Origin of the sequence: Nocardia sp. NPDC006630 (assembly GCF_040611495.1) — a bacterium.
Classification (GTDB): Bacteria; Actinomycetota; Actinomycetes; order Mycobacteriales; family Mycobacteriaceae; genus Nocardia.
Genome location: NZ_JBEXOK010000014.1, coordinates 52,362 through 66,373 on the forward strand (window position 1 = coordinate 52,362; position 14,012 = coordinate 66,373).

Below are 14,012 nucleotides of genomic sequence, written 5' to 3' on the forward strand. Positions count from 1 at the left end.
ATGGCCACCCTCGCCGAACACACCGACGCCGACACCCTCCGCCCGCCCGAATCCTCGGCCCCGGCGCTGCTGCGCCACACCTGGATTCAGACCCAGCGGCTACTGCTGCGCTGGGGACGCGACCCCATCACCCTGCTCGAAACCCTCATCGTCCCGTGCCTGCTGCTGATGATGCTCAATATCGTTGTGGGCAGCCAGATCCAGAAGTTCTCCGGCCACAGCGCCCTCTACGGATCGGTGCCGATGGTGACACTGGTGGGCGCGCTGTCGGGCACCGTCGCCAGCGGCGTCATGCTCGGGCGCGAACGCGATGCCGGACTGCTGGCCCGGTTCTGGGTGCTGCCGGTGCATCGCGGCTCCGGGCTGGCCGCGCGCATTCTGGCCGAGGGCTGCCGCATCTTCTGCGGCACCGTCGTGATCATCGGCTTCGCCATGCTGCTGGGCTTCCGATTTCATCAGGGACCGCTGGCCGCCTTCGCCTTCCTGTGGTTGCCGGTGCTGTTCGGATTGGCCTTCGCCACCATGGTCACCGCGATCGCGGTCTTCACCGCCAAATCCACACTGGTGGAGGGCGTCGCGCTGCTGTCGTCGCTGCTGATGTTCTTCAGCACCGGCTTCGTCCCGCTCGGCGCGTATCCGAATTGGATTCAGCCGGTGGTGCGCAACCAGCCCATGTCCGTCGCGGTGGACACCATGCGCTCGCTCGCGGAGGGCGGTGCGCTGGCTCGTCCGCTCCTGCTCACCATCGTCTGGTCGCTGGGCATGATCATCGTTTTCGCGGTTCCGGCGGCCTACGGTTACCGGCGAGCCAGCCGCCGCTGACCCCTTTGCGCGAGATGTCCGAATCTCGTACCCCCAATGGCCACAACACAATCCCCCCATCCAGCCCCCTTTCGCCAAATACCGAACCTCCGGCGCGTCGAGCGCGCGCCGGAGGTTGCGGGGCGCACTATGCTGGCCGCCGTGCTCGAACCCCAATCACCCGTCGCGCCCCATCCGGATATCGCTCATCTCGCACCGCTGCTGGGAACCTGGCGCGGACGCGGACAGGGCGAATATCCGACCATCAATAATTTCGAGTATCTGGAGGAAGTGCACTTCGGCCATGTCGGCCGCGCCTTCCTCACCTATCGGCAGCGCACTCGCGCCGCCGACGATGGGCGTCCCATGCACAGTGAGACCGGATATCTGCGCGCGCTCCCCGAAGATCGGGTCGAATTGATTCTCGCGCATCCGACCGGCATCACCGAGATCTGCGAGGGCAGTCTCGTCGCCGATGACGAGGGCCTGCGCATCGAACTGGACTCCACCTCGATCGGGCTCAGCAGCAGCGCAAAAGCGGTGACCGCACTCGGCCGCACGATCACGCTGGCCGGTGACACCCTCAGCTATACCTTGCGCATGGCGGCGGTCGAGCAACCGCTGCAGCATCATCTGGCATCAACCATGCAGCGGGAGAACTGAAAAAACTTCTATTGCGTCCAACCATTCGTGACCTGCGGCACTTTACTTCGATAAGTGTGCGGGATCACACCTGCGGGTTGCGTCGAACAGGACTGTCGGATTACCGTTCCTTACGGTGGCAAACAATCAGCCAACCCTAATGAGCACCGGTTATCCGAAACTGACCTTTCGGGGCGCCCACTCATCCCCCTAAACAAGGGAGTTGGACCATGAAGCGTTCGGCCCTTTTGCTCATCACCACCGCCGGCATGATCCTCGCCGGCGCCGGCGTCACCGAAATCCTCGGCGACGCCTCCAGCGTCGGACCGCCCGCCGCGCGCACGCTCGCCCAGCAGCACTACATCGCCGATCCGGCCTCGGGGGAAATCCAGCCGCTGGCCTGTGTCCATCTCGCACAGGTTCCCGTCTACCGCTGAAGTCCCAGCCCGCCGGTGACTCTCAGTACCCCGACGGCAGGGCGGCGAGCATATCGCGGGTCACCGCCACCGCATTGTCGGAACTGCCGCCGCGCACCACCAGCGTCGCGAAGGCCATATCCCCGCGGTAGCCGATGAACCAGGCGTGCGAACCGCCGTCCACCTCCGCCTCACCGGTCTTGCCGTAGACCTCACCCTGATCCGCAATGCGCTCGGCCGTACCGCCGAGCACCACCTTGCGCATCATCAGCCGCAATCCGTTCACCACATCGGCCGACAGCTCCGGATGATCGCCGGATACCTGCGTCGGATGACCGGAGATCAGATACGGCACCGGCACCGAACCGCGCGCCACCGAGGCCGCCACCATGGCCATACCGAACGGGCTCGCCAGCACCTTGCCCTGACCGATGCCGTCCTCGGCACGCTGGACCAGATCATCGTCGTGCGGCACCGAACCGGAGACCGTCGGCAGGCCGACGACCGAATAGTCCAGACCCAGACCCAGCGTCGACGCGGCCGCCTGCAGATCATCGCCGGACAGCTCCGAGGCGATCTTCGCGAACGCGGTATTGCAGGAGCGCTCATAGGCGGTCGACACCGGAACATCACCGAGTGAGAAGAAGTCGTAGTTGGGAATGGTCCGCTCCCCCACCACAATCCGGCCCGGACACGGCACCACCGTGTCCGGCGTGATGTGCCCCGCCTTCATGGCGGCGGCGGCCGTGACCGTCTTGAAGGTGGAACCCGGCGGGTAGAGACCGGACGCGGCGACGGGACCGTCGGTATCGGCGGCCGCGTTCTGCGCAATGGCCAGCACCGCACCGGTGGACGGCTGGATCACCACCATCATGGCCTGGTCCTCGCGCGCGTCCACGGCGTGCTGCGCGGCATTCTGGATATTGCGGTCGACGCTCAGCGAGAACGACGGGGAGGTTTGCGGATCGACCTCTTTCAGCACATCGGTATCGGCGCCATTGGAATTGACGGTGACCACATTCCAGCCGGCCTTGCCGTCCACCTCGTCGATCACCGTCTTGCGAATCTGCGCGAGCAGGTCCGGGGCGAAATGCCGGTCGGTGGGGACCAGATCCCACTGGCGGCCGAAGGTGACACCGGGCAGGCCGACCAGCTCCGAGCTCACCTCCTGGTACTCCCACTCCGACAGGACGGCGACGTTGTAGACGCCGTCGGCCTTGCGGGCGGCGGTGAGAATCGCGTCGGCGGTGAGCCGCTCATCGAACTGCTGCAGCGCTCGCGACAGCGCATTGGAGACCGCAACCGGATCGGAGGCGGCGGTGCGAGTGAAATTGACGCGGTAGATCGCGCCCGGCACCAGCACATCACTGCCCGAGCGCTCGTTCACCCGAGCGCGCGGCGCGGGCAGCGCACGCAATTGCAGCGTCTGGGTATTGCCGAGCTGCGGATGGATGTCAGCAGACGTCCAGCGCACCGACCAGCGGCCCTCGGTGCGGCCCATCTGGAGCTGTCCGCGGTAGTTCCAGACGCGATCCTTGGGCAGTTTCCACTCGTAGGTGTAGTCGACGATCGCGGTATCGCCGGTGACCCGGGTATCGCCGGAGGTGGCCGTCAGCTTCTCGGCCTGCAATTGATCCCAGGCGGAAGCCAGTGCGGGACCGGCCTTTTCGGGTTGGGTGGTGAGGTCGGCGGCCCCCTGCACATCGTGGTCGGCGAAGGCGGACAGGAAGGCATCGGCGGCCTGCGCGGGACCCTGCGGTCCCGAGGAGCAACCCACTGCGGCAACCGACACCGCGGCGGCGATCAGCATGGTGAAGACCCGTGTGGACATCGGCACAGATCGTAGAGCCAACTACTGGCAAACATGCGCGACACACTGGGCCGGAAAGGATTTCAGGGAGACTTCACAGAGCTGAGGATCACTTGTCGTCCGTGGCGAACCTCGTACAGCGCATCAATCCAGCAGTGTCAATCCAGCAGCACTGTCGCGAATGTCGCGATCTGCCGGAACCCGACCTTCGCATACGCGGCGCGCGCAACCTCGTTGTAGCAGTTCACATACAGGCTCGCGGTACGACCGGAGGCCACCACCACATTCGCCACCGCAGCCGTGCCGGCGGTGCCCACACCGGTCCCGCGATGCTCCGGATGCACCCACACACCCTGGATCTGGCCGGTGCGCCGCGACATGGCGCCCACCTCGGCCTTGAAAATCACCTCGCCGTCCTCGAATCGCGCCCAGGCACGGCCGGATTCGATGAGGCCCGCCACCCGGCGGCGGTACCCCCGGCCACCGTCTCCGGCGCGGGGATCGACACCGATCTCCTCGGTGAACATGGCAACGGCGGCAACAAGATAGCGGTCCAGTTCCTCCGGGCGCACCCGGCGGACCCGCAGATCCGGCGCGATGGCGGCCGTCTTCTCCATGGCCAGCAGCGGTTGATCGGCGCGCAGATCCCGGGCCGGACCCCAATGATCGGAGAGCAACTCCCACAGCGGCAGGGCGAGCTCGCGGCGGCCCACCACCGAGGAGCACACCCGCGGACCGCGGACCGCACGCTCGGCGAAGGCACGTAGATCGGCTCTATTACCGCGCAGCGGTACCAGATTCGCGCCCGAGAAACATAGGGACGCCTCGGGCCCGCCGCGACTCCACAGTTCCCCGTAGGCGCCGCGCGAATCCAGACCGTAGTCCTGCAACCGCGCCGCGACCATGCAACTCGCCACCGGATCGGTGTCGAGTACGCGCAAAACCTGTGACAGATCGCGGTTCGCGAGCTGTTGAGCGCCGGAGGCTTTGCCCCGGCGAGTCGGCTCCAGCACACTCCGCACGTTCACAGCCTGCCAGAATTTCCGAGAACGTGCCGCACTATTGCGCCGGACCGCACGCCGACCAGTCGTTTATCCCGCGCTGACAACCGGCGAACCGCTGCCGGCGGCCTCACCCATCTCCTCGGCCAGTCGCAGTGCCTCTTCGATCAGGGTCTCCACGATCAGGTGTTCGGGCACGGTCTTGATGACCTCGCCCTTGACGAAGATCTGGCCCTTGCCATTGCCGGAGGCCACACCGAGATCGGCCTCGCGCGCCTCACCGGGACCGTTGACGACGCAGCCCATGACGGCCACGCGCAGCGGCACCTCCAGGCCGTCCAGACCGGCGGTGACCTGGTCGGCAAGGGTGTAGACGTCCACCTGGGCGCGACCACACGAGGGGCAGGAGACGATCTCGAGCTTGCGGGGACGCAGGTTCAGCGACTGCAGAATGCGGTCACCGACCTTGATCTCCTCGGCGGGCGGGGCCGAGAGCGAGACGCGGATCGTATCGCCGATGCCTTCGGACAGCAGCGCGCCGAACGCGACCGCGGACTTGATGGTGCCCTGGAAGGCCGGACCGGCCTCGGTGACGCCCAGGTGCAGCGGGTAATCGCAGACGGCGGCGAGCTGACGGTAGGCCTCGACCATGACGACCGGGTCATTGTGCTTGACCGAGATCTTGATATTGCCGAAACCGTGCTCCTCGAACAGCCCGGCCTCCCACAGCGCCGACTCCACCAGCGCCTCCGGAGTGGCCTTGCCGTACTTCTCCATCATGCGCTTGTCGAGCGAGCCCGCGTTCACGCCGATGCGGATCGGGATGCCGGCGGCGCCGGCCGCCTTGGCGACCTCTTTGACGCGGCCGTCGAATTCCTTGATATTGCCCGGATTCACGCGCACCGCAGCACATCCGGCGTCGATGGCCGCGAAGATGTACTTGGGCTGGAAGTGGATGTCGGCGATCACCGGGATCTTCGACTTCTTGGCGATGATGGGGAGCGCTTCCGCGTCCTCCTGCGTGGGACAGGCCACACGCACGATGTCGCAGCCGGACGCGGTCAGTTCCGCGATCTGCTGCAGCGTCGCATTGATGTCGTGGGTCTTGGTGGTGGTCATGGACTGCACCGAGATGGGGAACTCACTACCGACGCCGACCTTGCCCACCATCAACTGGCGGGTCTTACGCCGTGGTGCGAGGACGGCCGCCGGTGCGGACGGCATCCCCAATGTGATGGCACTGCTCACGATCGGTTGCCTGCTTTCGTCTTGTCCTCACCCGTTCCGGTTCCGAGCTTACCGAGGCTCGGAGACCGGTCGCCCTGTGACGGCGGCGACAACGGTACCCGCGCCGGGCGCTCAGCCGGGAATCGGCCGGGGCCTGCCCTTCTTATTCGTTGCAGATGGCGTGAAGGTATACGTTGCGCGTTGTGAAGGTAGCGAACACCGATCCCTGGCCTCGCAACCCGGAGGAGGCGATCGCACTTCAAGATCGATTGCGCACCCGGGTCAGCACCGCGAATCCGCGCCCACCCCATTTCCGCACGATAGCCGGGCTGGACTCGGCCTACAGCGAGGACGGCACCGTGGTCGCCGCCATCGTGGTGCTCGACGCCGAAACCCTGGAGACCGTCGACATCGCGACCGCCCGGGGCACCACCGACTTTCCCTACGTCCCCGGCCTGCTGGCCTTCCGGGAACTCCCCACCACCCTGACAGCTCTTGAAAACCTCACCATCACACCGGATCTCCTCATCGCCGACAGCCAGGGCCTGGCCCATCCCCGCCGCTTCGGCTTCGCCTGCCACATCGGTCTGCTGACCGGACTCCCGACGATCGGCGTGGCCAAGAACGCCTGGGGCGACTACGAGATGCCCGGCCCGGAGCGCGGTTCGTCCACCGAGATCACCATCGACGGCGACCCGGTGGGCCGCGCCCTGCGCACCCGCACCGACGTCAAACCGGTCTTCGTCTCCATCGGCCACCTGATCGACCTGGAAACGGCCTGCGCCCAAGTACTTTCACTGACCCCCGAATACCGCCAGCCCGAAACCACCCGCCGCGCAGACCGCCTCTGCCGTCAACTGTTGAATGAGCTGAGGGCCTGACCCGGCAAGCGAGCCGGTATTACTCAGCTGGAAACCTGCCACAGCGCACTCAGCGGAACTGCTCGAAGTTTCGGTCCGAATGGCAGAGTTTGACCGCCCGTGTACAGAACGATCCCCGCAAGAAGGTCCTCCCCGAGACGTTGCTCCAGGTTCTTCAGACCCCGAAAGTCCTCCGACCGAACGGTGGACGCAGCTTTGACTTCGATTCCCACAACGCGCCCACCCCGATCCTCGAGCACAATATCCACCTCGGACTTGTTCTGATCACGGTAGTGATAGAGATCAGCGAGCGTCTCCGACCAGGTCAGTTGCCGCGCCAGCTCCGAAATAACAAACCCTTCCAACAGCAGCCCGAATGGGCCATCCGGGCGGCGAAGCGAGTGAGCATCAGCCGCGAGCATGCGAGCGGCCACTCCGGAATCGACGAACACCAGCTTCGGAGCCGCAGTCGCACGCGTACCGAGATTCCGCGACCAACCGGGGATTCGCTTGATCAGGAAGATCTCTTCGAGCAGGCGCATGTATCGCTGAACAGTCACTCGGGACAGCTCCAGTTCACGCTCCAGACTGCCGGCCGCCACGAGCGTGCCGGAGCGTGCCGCGAGCAGTCGAATCAGGGTCGCCAACTGTGGCGCACGCTCGATCTCGACCAGTTGCCGCACATCACGATCGATCAGATTCTGGACATAGTTGTCGATGAATCGGCCTCTGCGGCGTGGATCGGTCCGTGCCACGGCCTCTGGTAACCCGCCCCGGACGACACGTTCCGAGTATTCGGCCCGAGTCACCTCGGAGGTGTGCCGGATGTTCGGGCCCAGCCGAAAAACCGCATCGACGAACTCATCCGGCGTGCTGTCGATCTCACCTTGGGAAAAGGGCCACAGCTCAATCGTTTCCATACGCCCGACAAGTGTGTCCGGCAGGTCGCGTAGCCCTAGCAGGCGCGACGATCCGGTCAGCAAGAACCGGCCTGGTCTCGGATCGGCGTCCACTTCGGATTTGATCGCCAGCAACAGCTCCGGAACACGCTGAATCTCATCGATGACCATCAGACCGTCATCGGATTCGATGAACCCGATCGGGTCAGTGTCAGCCGACTCCCTATCGAGCGGGCGGTCCAGATCACGCCACTCTGCCACCCGCTCACCCGCGACGGTTCTGGCAAGGGTGCTCTTGCCAACCTGACGGGCACCGTTGATGAGTACAACTCGTGTGTCCCCGAGCGCCTCACGTACTGCGCTGGACGCTCGCCTGACAATCAGATTCCGAGCTGACATGGCTGTCATCGTATCCGAAATTATCGATCTGCGGCGGAGAAGGTATCGATCTGCGAGGGGTTTGAGTGTCGATTTGCGAAGTTTCAGCTGTCGATATGCGGCGGTTTATCCGTATCCAGCACCTGTCAGATCCGAACGGGTCAGATTCGGGCGCCTTTTTGCAGGTTGCACTTACGGCACAGGATCTGGAGGTTGTCGACGCTGGTCGCACCACCTTGACTCCAGGGGATGACGTGGTCGAACTCCAGATACTGTTTGTCACCGCACTGCTGGCAACTGCCGCCGTCGCGCTGCCAGACACGGGACTTCACATCCTGCGGGATGGCGCGTGAGTCGCGCTGACCTGGAGCCAGGACCAGACGCTTGGCCACTCGGAGCGCACCCTCGAGAACTGCTGCAACATATTCGGCGTCCGGCACCCGGTAGGAACCCTGTCCGCGGGCGCTGCTGGCTTCGATGACGACGGTGTCGTATTCGTGCCGGATGGCAACCATTTTCGCCCAGGCCAGCTCGGTGCCCGCGCCGGTTCCGACGAAGCGGAGCTTCTTGCTGCTGGCGATCAGCCGGCCGCTGGCCTGCTTGGGCCCACTCGCCAGGTACCTGATCTGGGTGGCAGCCACATCGACATACAGCAATTCGCCGGCGTCCAGGTGCAGTCCCGGGCGGTCGATCAAAGGGAGGTCCCCGACTTTGACCTGGGTCAGCGATCGGCCGCGCAGCATGCGCTGACGCAGGCCCTCGATGTGATGCCGGGCCATGCTCAGGTCGGTAGACGCCTGCAGGGCTGTGACCGTTCGCTCGAAGTCGTCGAGTTCGCTCTGCTCGATCTCTCCATCCGCGAACGCAAAAGCCACTACCCGCTCGAGGTGAGCAACGGCGAGGGGGCGCAGGGCAGCGCGGCCGGTGGATTCGCTGATCATCCGGAAGCGCAGCATCACCCACAGTTCCTCCCAGCGCGGTCCGCTGGGACCGCTCGAGATGAGCACCTCCCACGCCTGCGAACGCCACGACTCCAGCAGGCCATTGACCTCGCTTTCGCACCAGCGACACGGGGGCGAGCCGCCGAACCGCGGAGCCTGTTTGGGACGACCGCAGCGGGCGCAGATAGCCGGATCGCCGGTCGGGAAGGTCCGGCGATAGTCCTCCGTCCATGCCGAACCGCTCCACCAACGCAGGCGCGTGGAATCACCTGGGAGGGAATACCATCCGGCGGGCTTATCCGACGCCGGAACTGCCGGGGGCAAGGTTGGTACAGGCACCGCAGCCGAGGAGGGAGGCGGCTCGTCGTCCACTTCGACGCCGAACTCTTCTGCCAGACCTCGTAACCCGCTGCTCCAGCCCTGGCCGACGGCGCGAAACTTCCACTCACCATTGCGGCGGTAGAACTCGCCGAGCACCATGGCGGTCACGGGATCGGATCGGACCAACGGATACCGGAGCAGAACACCGCCTACATCGCGCACCGTCAGCACTAGACCATCCACATCCTGGAACGAGCCCTGCTCAACCGATCCCGCGATAACAACCTTGCTGACTACTTGTTCGATAGCCGTCAGCGTCAGTCGCAACGTCGCGCGACCGGGACCGGCATCTTCCAGTACCACCGCCCCCGAGGGATGGCGAGGGGCGTTGAAGAATACGAAATCGTCGTTGCCTCGAATCTTCCCGCTCTCGGCCAGGAGCAATGCCTGCGGGTCGACCTCCCGGTCCGAATTCCACTCCAATACCAGCGACACTGCGGCCGAACTCACCGGCGCATTCGCCCCGCGCGTCAAATCCACGACGCCAACACCGTTCTCTCAACACAGTAAATGTCGAGACATCCACTGCATCAGGAACTTTGGAGACAGTGCTCCCCGCCTGAGCGCAACGACTGCCCCGCAGCACACCCTACCCACGGCCGCGGACATCACCAGCTATCGCAGGATCAATGGCACAGACGGTCAGAAGCGTTGTGCGTCAGGGGAAGAGCTTGACCGGGTTGACGATGTCGGCGACCAGGGTGAGGACCATGTAGGCGCCGCCTATTACTACGACCACGTAGGTAGCGGGTAGCAGTTTCAGGTAGTCGACCGGGGGGCCGTCGGGGAGGCCCTTGCGGCCGCGGAAGAGGTTGCGGATCTTTTCGTAGATGACCACTGCCATGTGGCCGCCGTCGAGTGGGAGCAGGGGTAGGAGGTTGAAGGCGCCCAGGAAGAAGTTCAGGCTGGCCAGGGTCAGGACGAAGAGGGACCAGAGGCCGTGCTGGGCGGTTTCGCCGCCGATCTTGCTGGCGCCGTAGACCGAGACGGGGGTTTCCGGATCGCGGACGCCACCGGTGACGGCGTGCCAGAGGTCGACGACCTTGGCGGGCATCTGGGCCAGCGACTGCACTGTGCGGTAACCGATTTGGCCGGTGAAGGCGACCGAGGCGGGGATGGCGGACAGGACATTGTGCTTGACGGGGCTGTAGAAGTCCTGGCCGACGCCGACCTTGGCGACCGACTTCGGGGCGCCGTCCTTGGTCGGGTAGGTGACCGCCATCTGGGGCGTGACCGGAATGGTGAGGGTCTTGTCGTCACGCTTCACGGTGTAGGTGAAGGGGCCGGTCTGCTTCTCGGTCTGGTCGCGGAAATCCTGCCAGGATTTGATCGAGGTGCCGTTGACCGCGGTCACGATATCGCCGCGCTGCAATCCGGCCCGCTGGGCCGGACCGTCACCGGTGCAGGGCAGCACCGACTGGTCGGCAGCCTGGTTGGCGACGCAGCTCATGGCGCCGAGCTGGGTGGCCGGCGGCTGATCGAAGCGCGGCAGGCCCCACACCACGGCCAGCAGCAGAATCAGCAGGAAGCCGAGCAGGAAGTTCATCGCGATGCCGCCGAACATGACGACCATGCGCTTCCAGGTCTTCTGCCGGTACATGGCGCGGTCCAGCTCTTCGGGCTCGAGCTCGTCGAGCGCCGTCATACCGGCGATATCGCAGAAACCGCCCAGCGGCAACGCTTTCAGGCCGTATTCGGTTTCACCCCGGCGGAACGACCACACCTTCGGGCCGAAGCCGACGAAGTAGCGGCGCACCTTCATACCGGTCGCCTGCGCCGCCCACATGTGGCCGCATTCGTGCAGTGCGACCGATACGGTGATACCGAGGGCGAACAGTGCGAAGCCGATCGCGTAGACCATGCGGTTCCGAACCCTCCTGAAGTCAGCCGCGCACGATCGTGCGCGCCGTCTCTCGCGCCCACGTATCGGCCGCGAGCACCTCGTCCAAGGTACTGGGTTCCGCGGTCCACCGGTCGGCAGACTCTACGACCCGCGCCACGGTGCGCACGATCTCGGGGAATCGGATCACCCCGTCGAGGAAGGCCTGCACCGCGATCTCATTGGCGGCGTTGTAGGTAGCGGTCACGCAACCGCCCGCCTTTCCGGCCTGGCGCGCCAGCTCGACCGCGGGGAAGACCTCGTTGTCCACCGGTTCGAAGGTCCACGTCGAGGCGGTCCCGAAGTCGCACGCCGCCGCCGCGCCCGGCACCCGGTCCGGCCAGCCCAGCGCGAGTGCGATGGGCAGCTTCATATCCGGCGGGCTGGCCTGGGCGAGGGTGGAGCCGTCGACGAAGGTGACCATGGAGTGCACGATCGACTGGGGATGCACGGTCACGTCGATATTGTCGTAGGGCACGCCGAACAGCAGGTGCGTCTCGATCAGCTCGAGGCCCTTGTTCACCAGCGAGGCCGAATTCAGGGTGTTCATCGGTCCCATGGACCAGGTCGGATGTGTCTTGGCCTCAGCCGGATTCACCGACTCCAGCATCTCGGCGGTCCAGCCGCGGAACGGGCCGCCCGAGGCGGTGAGCACAATCGTGGCCACCTCGTCGGCGCGGCCGCCGCGCAGGCACTGCGCCATGGCCGAATGTTCGGAGTCCACCGGCACGATCTGTCCGGGCTTGGCGGCCCGGGTGACCAATGAGCCGCCCGCGACCAGCGATTCCTTATTGGCCAGCGCGAGTCGCCGCCCCGAATGCAGGGTCTCCAGCGTCGGCGCCAAACCCAGCGAGCCGACCAGCGCGTTGAGCACCACGTCCGCATCGGTGCGGCGGACCAGCTCGGTGGCCGCATCCGGACCGGCAAGTGACACACCCAGTTTCGCGGCGGCCGCTTCGTCGGCCACCGCCACATTGCGGGTCCCGGTGGCCGCGATCTGCTGTGCGAGCAGTTCGGTATTGCCACCGCGCGCGGCCAATCCGACCACTTCGAAGCGGTCGGGGTTGGCGGCGATCACCTCCAGCGCCTGGGTACCAATCGAACCGGTGCTGCCCAGCAGCAGAACTTTCACGACGTCGGACACGCGCCCCATTCTCCCTTGCCCCGAAAACGACCCGCTGTGCCGCCACCCTGCTGGCTACGACACTGGGTCGTATGTCACGATAAGGGCCAGCATTCGATTCGAGCCCTATAAGGAGCGAAAGTGGCCGCCACGGAACTGGAATCCGCCCACAGCGCCGGAGTCGTCACCAAGGTCGACACCGCCGAGGTTCCGTCCGCCGCATGGGGCTGGAGCGGCGAGTCGCGTCGCACCTTCCGCACCGCCGGCTGGGTTGTCGTCGTCATTCTGCTCGCCATGCTGATCGGTAACCACAAGGGCAAGATCGAGGACATCTACCTGGTCGGATTCGCCGTCGCCATCGCCGGCATCCTGATCCGCGACTCCCTGCTGCAGCGCAAGCCGCGCTAGTTCCCGCGCACGCAATTACCCGGCCTCGCAGACTTTTTCGCGGGGCCGTGGTTGTTTTCTCCTGACCATCAGGCAAACTCGGGGTGGCACACACGCACACGAGTTTTGGGAGTGAAACGAATGCGCAAGATCCTGCCCTCCACTTTGCTGGCCGCTGCCGCTGTCGGCGCCCTGCTGGTGCTGCCCACCGGCACCGCCAGCGCCATGTCCCCCGCCTGCAACCAGGCCAGCGACGTGATCAACAACAATCGCAGCCTCGGCCCGGACGCCGCTCTGACGCAGTCCATCGCCGACCAGCTGCTCGCCATCGACGCCAGCGGCCAGGAGCAGCAGGCCATCGCCAACTACGCACACGCGCTGACCAATGGTGATGTCGCCAGCGTCGGCAATGCCTCGACCATCCTCAACGGCGTGTGCCAGGTCGGGTCGTAGCAAACACCGCTTCGCAGCAGACTTCGGGCCGGATCGCATATGCGATCCGGCCCGAAGTCTGTTGTGGCTGAGTGCTACTCAGGTACTAGCTGGTCGGAGCAGCCGGGGCCGGCGGGGTGGCCAGATCGGTGAAGAACTGGAACAGGCCGACGGCGACGACGGGTCCACCGATGAAGATGGTGCCCGCGACCAGGCCGATGGCGGCCGCGGCCGCACCGGTGACGAGGCAGCCGCCGATGGCGCCCGGAACGGTCAGGGTGCCGATGGTGGCAACCGTGGCGCCCGCGCCGAGGATCAGACCACCCGCGAGGCAACCGATGCCCGCGCCGATCACGGTGCCGATGAGGCTACCGATCGCGACACCCACGGAGACCGTGCTGGACAGGTTGCTCAGCGCCTGGTTGAAGTTGGGGTTCGCGGTGGCATCGACCGGCTTGATGAGCGGGGCGGCCGGATCGAGCGGCAGCGCGGCGGCCGGATCGGTGTTCGGGGTCAGGGTGGCGGTATTGCCGTCGATCTGCGCCGCGACCGGGAAGAGCTGGCCGTTCTTGACGAAGTTCAGCGGAACCGCGGTAACCACACCGCCCTGGGGATCGCGCACCTGGAGCTGACCGTCGTCTGTGGTCAGCGAGCCGATATCGGTCTTCAGAACGACCGACGAGCCCTCGATCTTGGTGTCATAGTGAATCGCGGTCGCGGCGGCCGGAGCCGGCGCAACGTCCGCGTAGCTCGTGCCGGCAGAGACACCGAGAGCCGCGATGACCAGGGCCGAGGTGGCGGCGAACTTCTTGAAGCGCATAACTTTTCGTCGCTT

Annotated in this window: 14 protein-coding genes; 6 read left to right on the forward strand and 8 right to left on the reverse strand. The window is 65.5% G+C overall.

All coding sequences use genetic code 11. The features are described from left to right. The 3 genes from ABZX86_RS34740 to ABZX86_RS34750 all read left to right on the forward strand — a co-directional run bounded on the left by ABZX86_RS34740 (position 1) and on the right by ABZX86_RS34750 (position 1,880). Complete coding sequence (locus tag ABZX86_RS34740; RefSeq protein WP_355129805.1) at positions 1 to 822, forward strand: ABC transporter permease; 822 nt, start codon at positions 1 to 3, stop codon at positions 820 to 822. Positions 823 to 951: 129 nt separating this feature from the next. After that, a complete protein-coding gene (locus tag ABZX86_RS34745) occupies positions 952 to 1,464 on the forward strand; it encodes a peroxynitrite isomerase (RefSeq protein ID WP_355129807.1) in 513 nt (170 codons plus the stop codon). Positions 1,465 to 1,673: 209 nt separating this feature from the next. Beyond that, positions 1,674 to 1,880, forward strand: coding sequence for a hypothetical protein (locus tag ABZX86_RS34750; RefSeq protein WP_355129809.1), 207 nt, complete (start codon positions 1,674 to 1,676; stop codon positions 1,878 to 1,880). A gap of 22 nt (positions 1,881 to 1,902) precedes the next feature. Here ABZX86_RS34750 and ABZX86_RS34755 read toward each other — a convergent pair whose 3' ends face one another. The 3 genes from ABZX86_RS34755 to ispG form a co-directional block, all read right to left on the reverse strand. Beyond that, positions 1,903 to 3,690: a penicillin-binding transpeptidase domain-containing protein gene (locus tag ABZX86_RS34755; protein WP_355129811.1), complete on the reverse strand. Its 1,788-nt coding sequence runs from the start codon at positions 3,688 to 3,690 to the stop codon at positions 1,903 to 1,905. A gap of 137 nt (positions 3,691 to 3,827) precedes the next feature. Then, on the reverse strand, positions 3,828 to 4,691 hold the full coding sequence (locus ABZX86_RS34760) for a GNAT family N-acetyltransferase (protein WP_355130011.1): 864 nt from the start codon (positions 4,689 to 4,691) through the stop codon (positions 3,828 to 3,830). A gap of 69 nt (positions 4,692 to 4,760) precedes the next feature. Continuing rightward, on the reverse strand, positions 4,761 to 5,894 hold the full coding sequence (ispG, locus tag ABZX86_RS34765; protein ID WP_327146462.1) for a flavodoxin-dependent (E)-4-hydroxy-3-methylbut-2-enyl-diphosphate synthase: 1,134 nt from the start codon (positions 5,892 to 5,894) through the stop codon (positions 4,761 to 4,763). 206 nt (positions 5,895 to 6,100) lie between these two features. On the opposite strand from ispG, the gene ABZX86_RS34770 reads away from it, so the two are divergent. Next, positions 6,101 to 6,778: an endonuclease V gene (locus ABZX86_RS34770; protein ID WP_355129813.1), complete on the forward strand. Its 678-nt coding sequence runs from the start codon at positions 6,101 to 6,103 to the stop codon at positions 6,776 to 6,778. Between the two features lie 23 nt (positions 6,779 to 6,801). On the opposite strand, the gene ABZX86_RS34775 is transcribed toward ABZX86_RS34770, so the two are convergent. From ABZX86_RS34775 to dxr, 4 genes are all read right to left on the reverse strand, one after another. Beyond that, entirely contained in the window at positions 6,802 to 8,055 is a 1,254-nt protein-coding gene (locus ABZX86_RS34775) for an ATP-binding protein (protein WP_355129815.1), read from the reverse strand. Positions 8,056 to 8,195: 140 nt separating this feature from the next. After that, the gene (locus tag ABZX86_RS34780; RefSeq protein WP_355129817.1) at positions 8,196 to 9,836 is read right to left on the reverse strand and encodes a TerD family protein; all 1,641 of its coding nucleotides are present in this window, start codon (positions 9,834 to 9,836) and stop codon (positions 8,196 to 8,198) included. A gap of 178 nt (positions 9,837 to 10,014) precedes the next feature. Then, positions 10,015 to 11,217 carry a M50 family metallopeptidase gene (locus ABZX86_RS34785; protein ID WP_355129819.1) on the reverse strand — a complete coding sequence of 401 codons (1,203 nt, stop codon included), beginning with the start codon at positions 11,215 to 11,217 and terminating at the stop codon, positions 10,015 to 10,017. A 22-nt stretch (positions 11,218 to 11,239) separates the two neighbouring features. Then, the gene (gene dxr / locus ABZX86_RS34790) at positions 11,240 to 12,388 is read right to left on the reverse strand and encodes a 1-deoxy-D-xylulose-5-phosphate reductoisomerase (protein ID WP_355129821.1); all 1,149 of its coding nucleotides are present in this window, start codon (positions 12,386 to 12,388) and stop codon (positions 11,240 to 11,242) included. A 111-nt stretch (positions 12,389 to 12,499) separates the two neighbouring features. Here dxr and ABZX86_RS34795 point away from each other — a divergent pair, with 111 nt between their 5' ends. Together ABZX86_RS34795 and ABZX86_RS34800 are read left to right on the forward strand one after the other, a co-directional pair. Then, positions 12,500 to 12,766: a DUF2631 domain-containing protein gene (locus ABZX86_RS34795; protein WP_327144853.1), complete on the forward strand. Its 267-nt coding sequence runs from the start codon at positions 12,500 to 12,502 to the stop codon at positions 12,764 to 12,766. A gap of 120 nt (positions 12,767 to 12,886) precedes the next feature. Beyond that, positions 12,887 to 13,198, forward strand: a complete 312-nt coding sequence (locus ABZX86_RS34800; protein WP_355129823.1) for a hypothetical protein — start codon at positions 12,887 to 12,889, stop codon at positions 13,196 to 13,198. Positions 13,199 to 13,283: 85 nt separating this feature from the next. Here ABZX86_RS34800 and ABZX86_RS34805 read toward each other — a convergent pair whose 3' ends face one another. Continuing rightward, on the reverse strand, positions 13,284 to 13,997 hold the full coding sequence (locus ABZX86_RS34805) for a hypothetical protein (protein WP_327144851.1): 714 nt from the start codon (positions 13,995 to 13,997) through the stop codon (positions 13,284 to 13,286). Positions 13,998 to 14,012 lie beyond the last annotated feature (15 nt).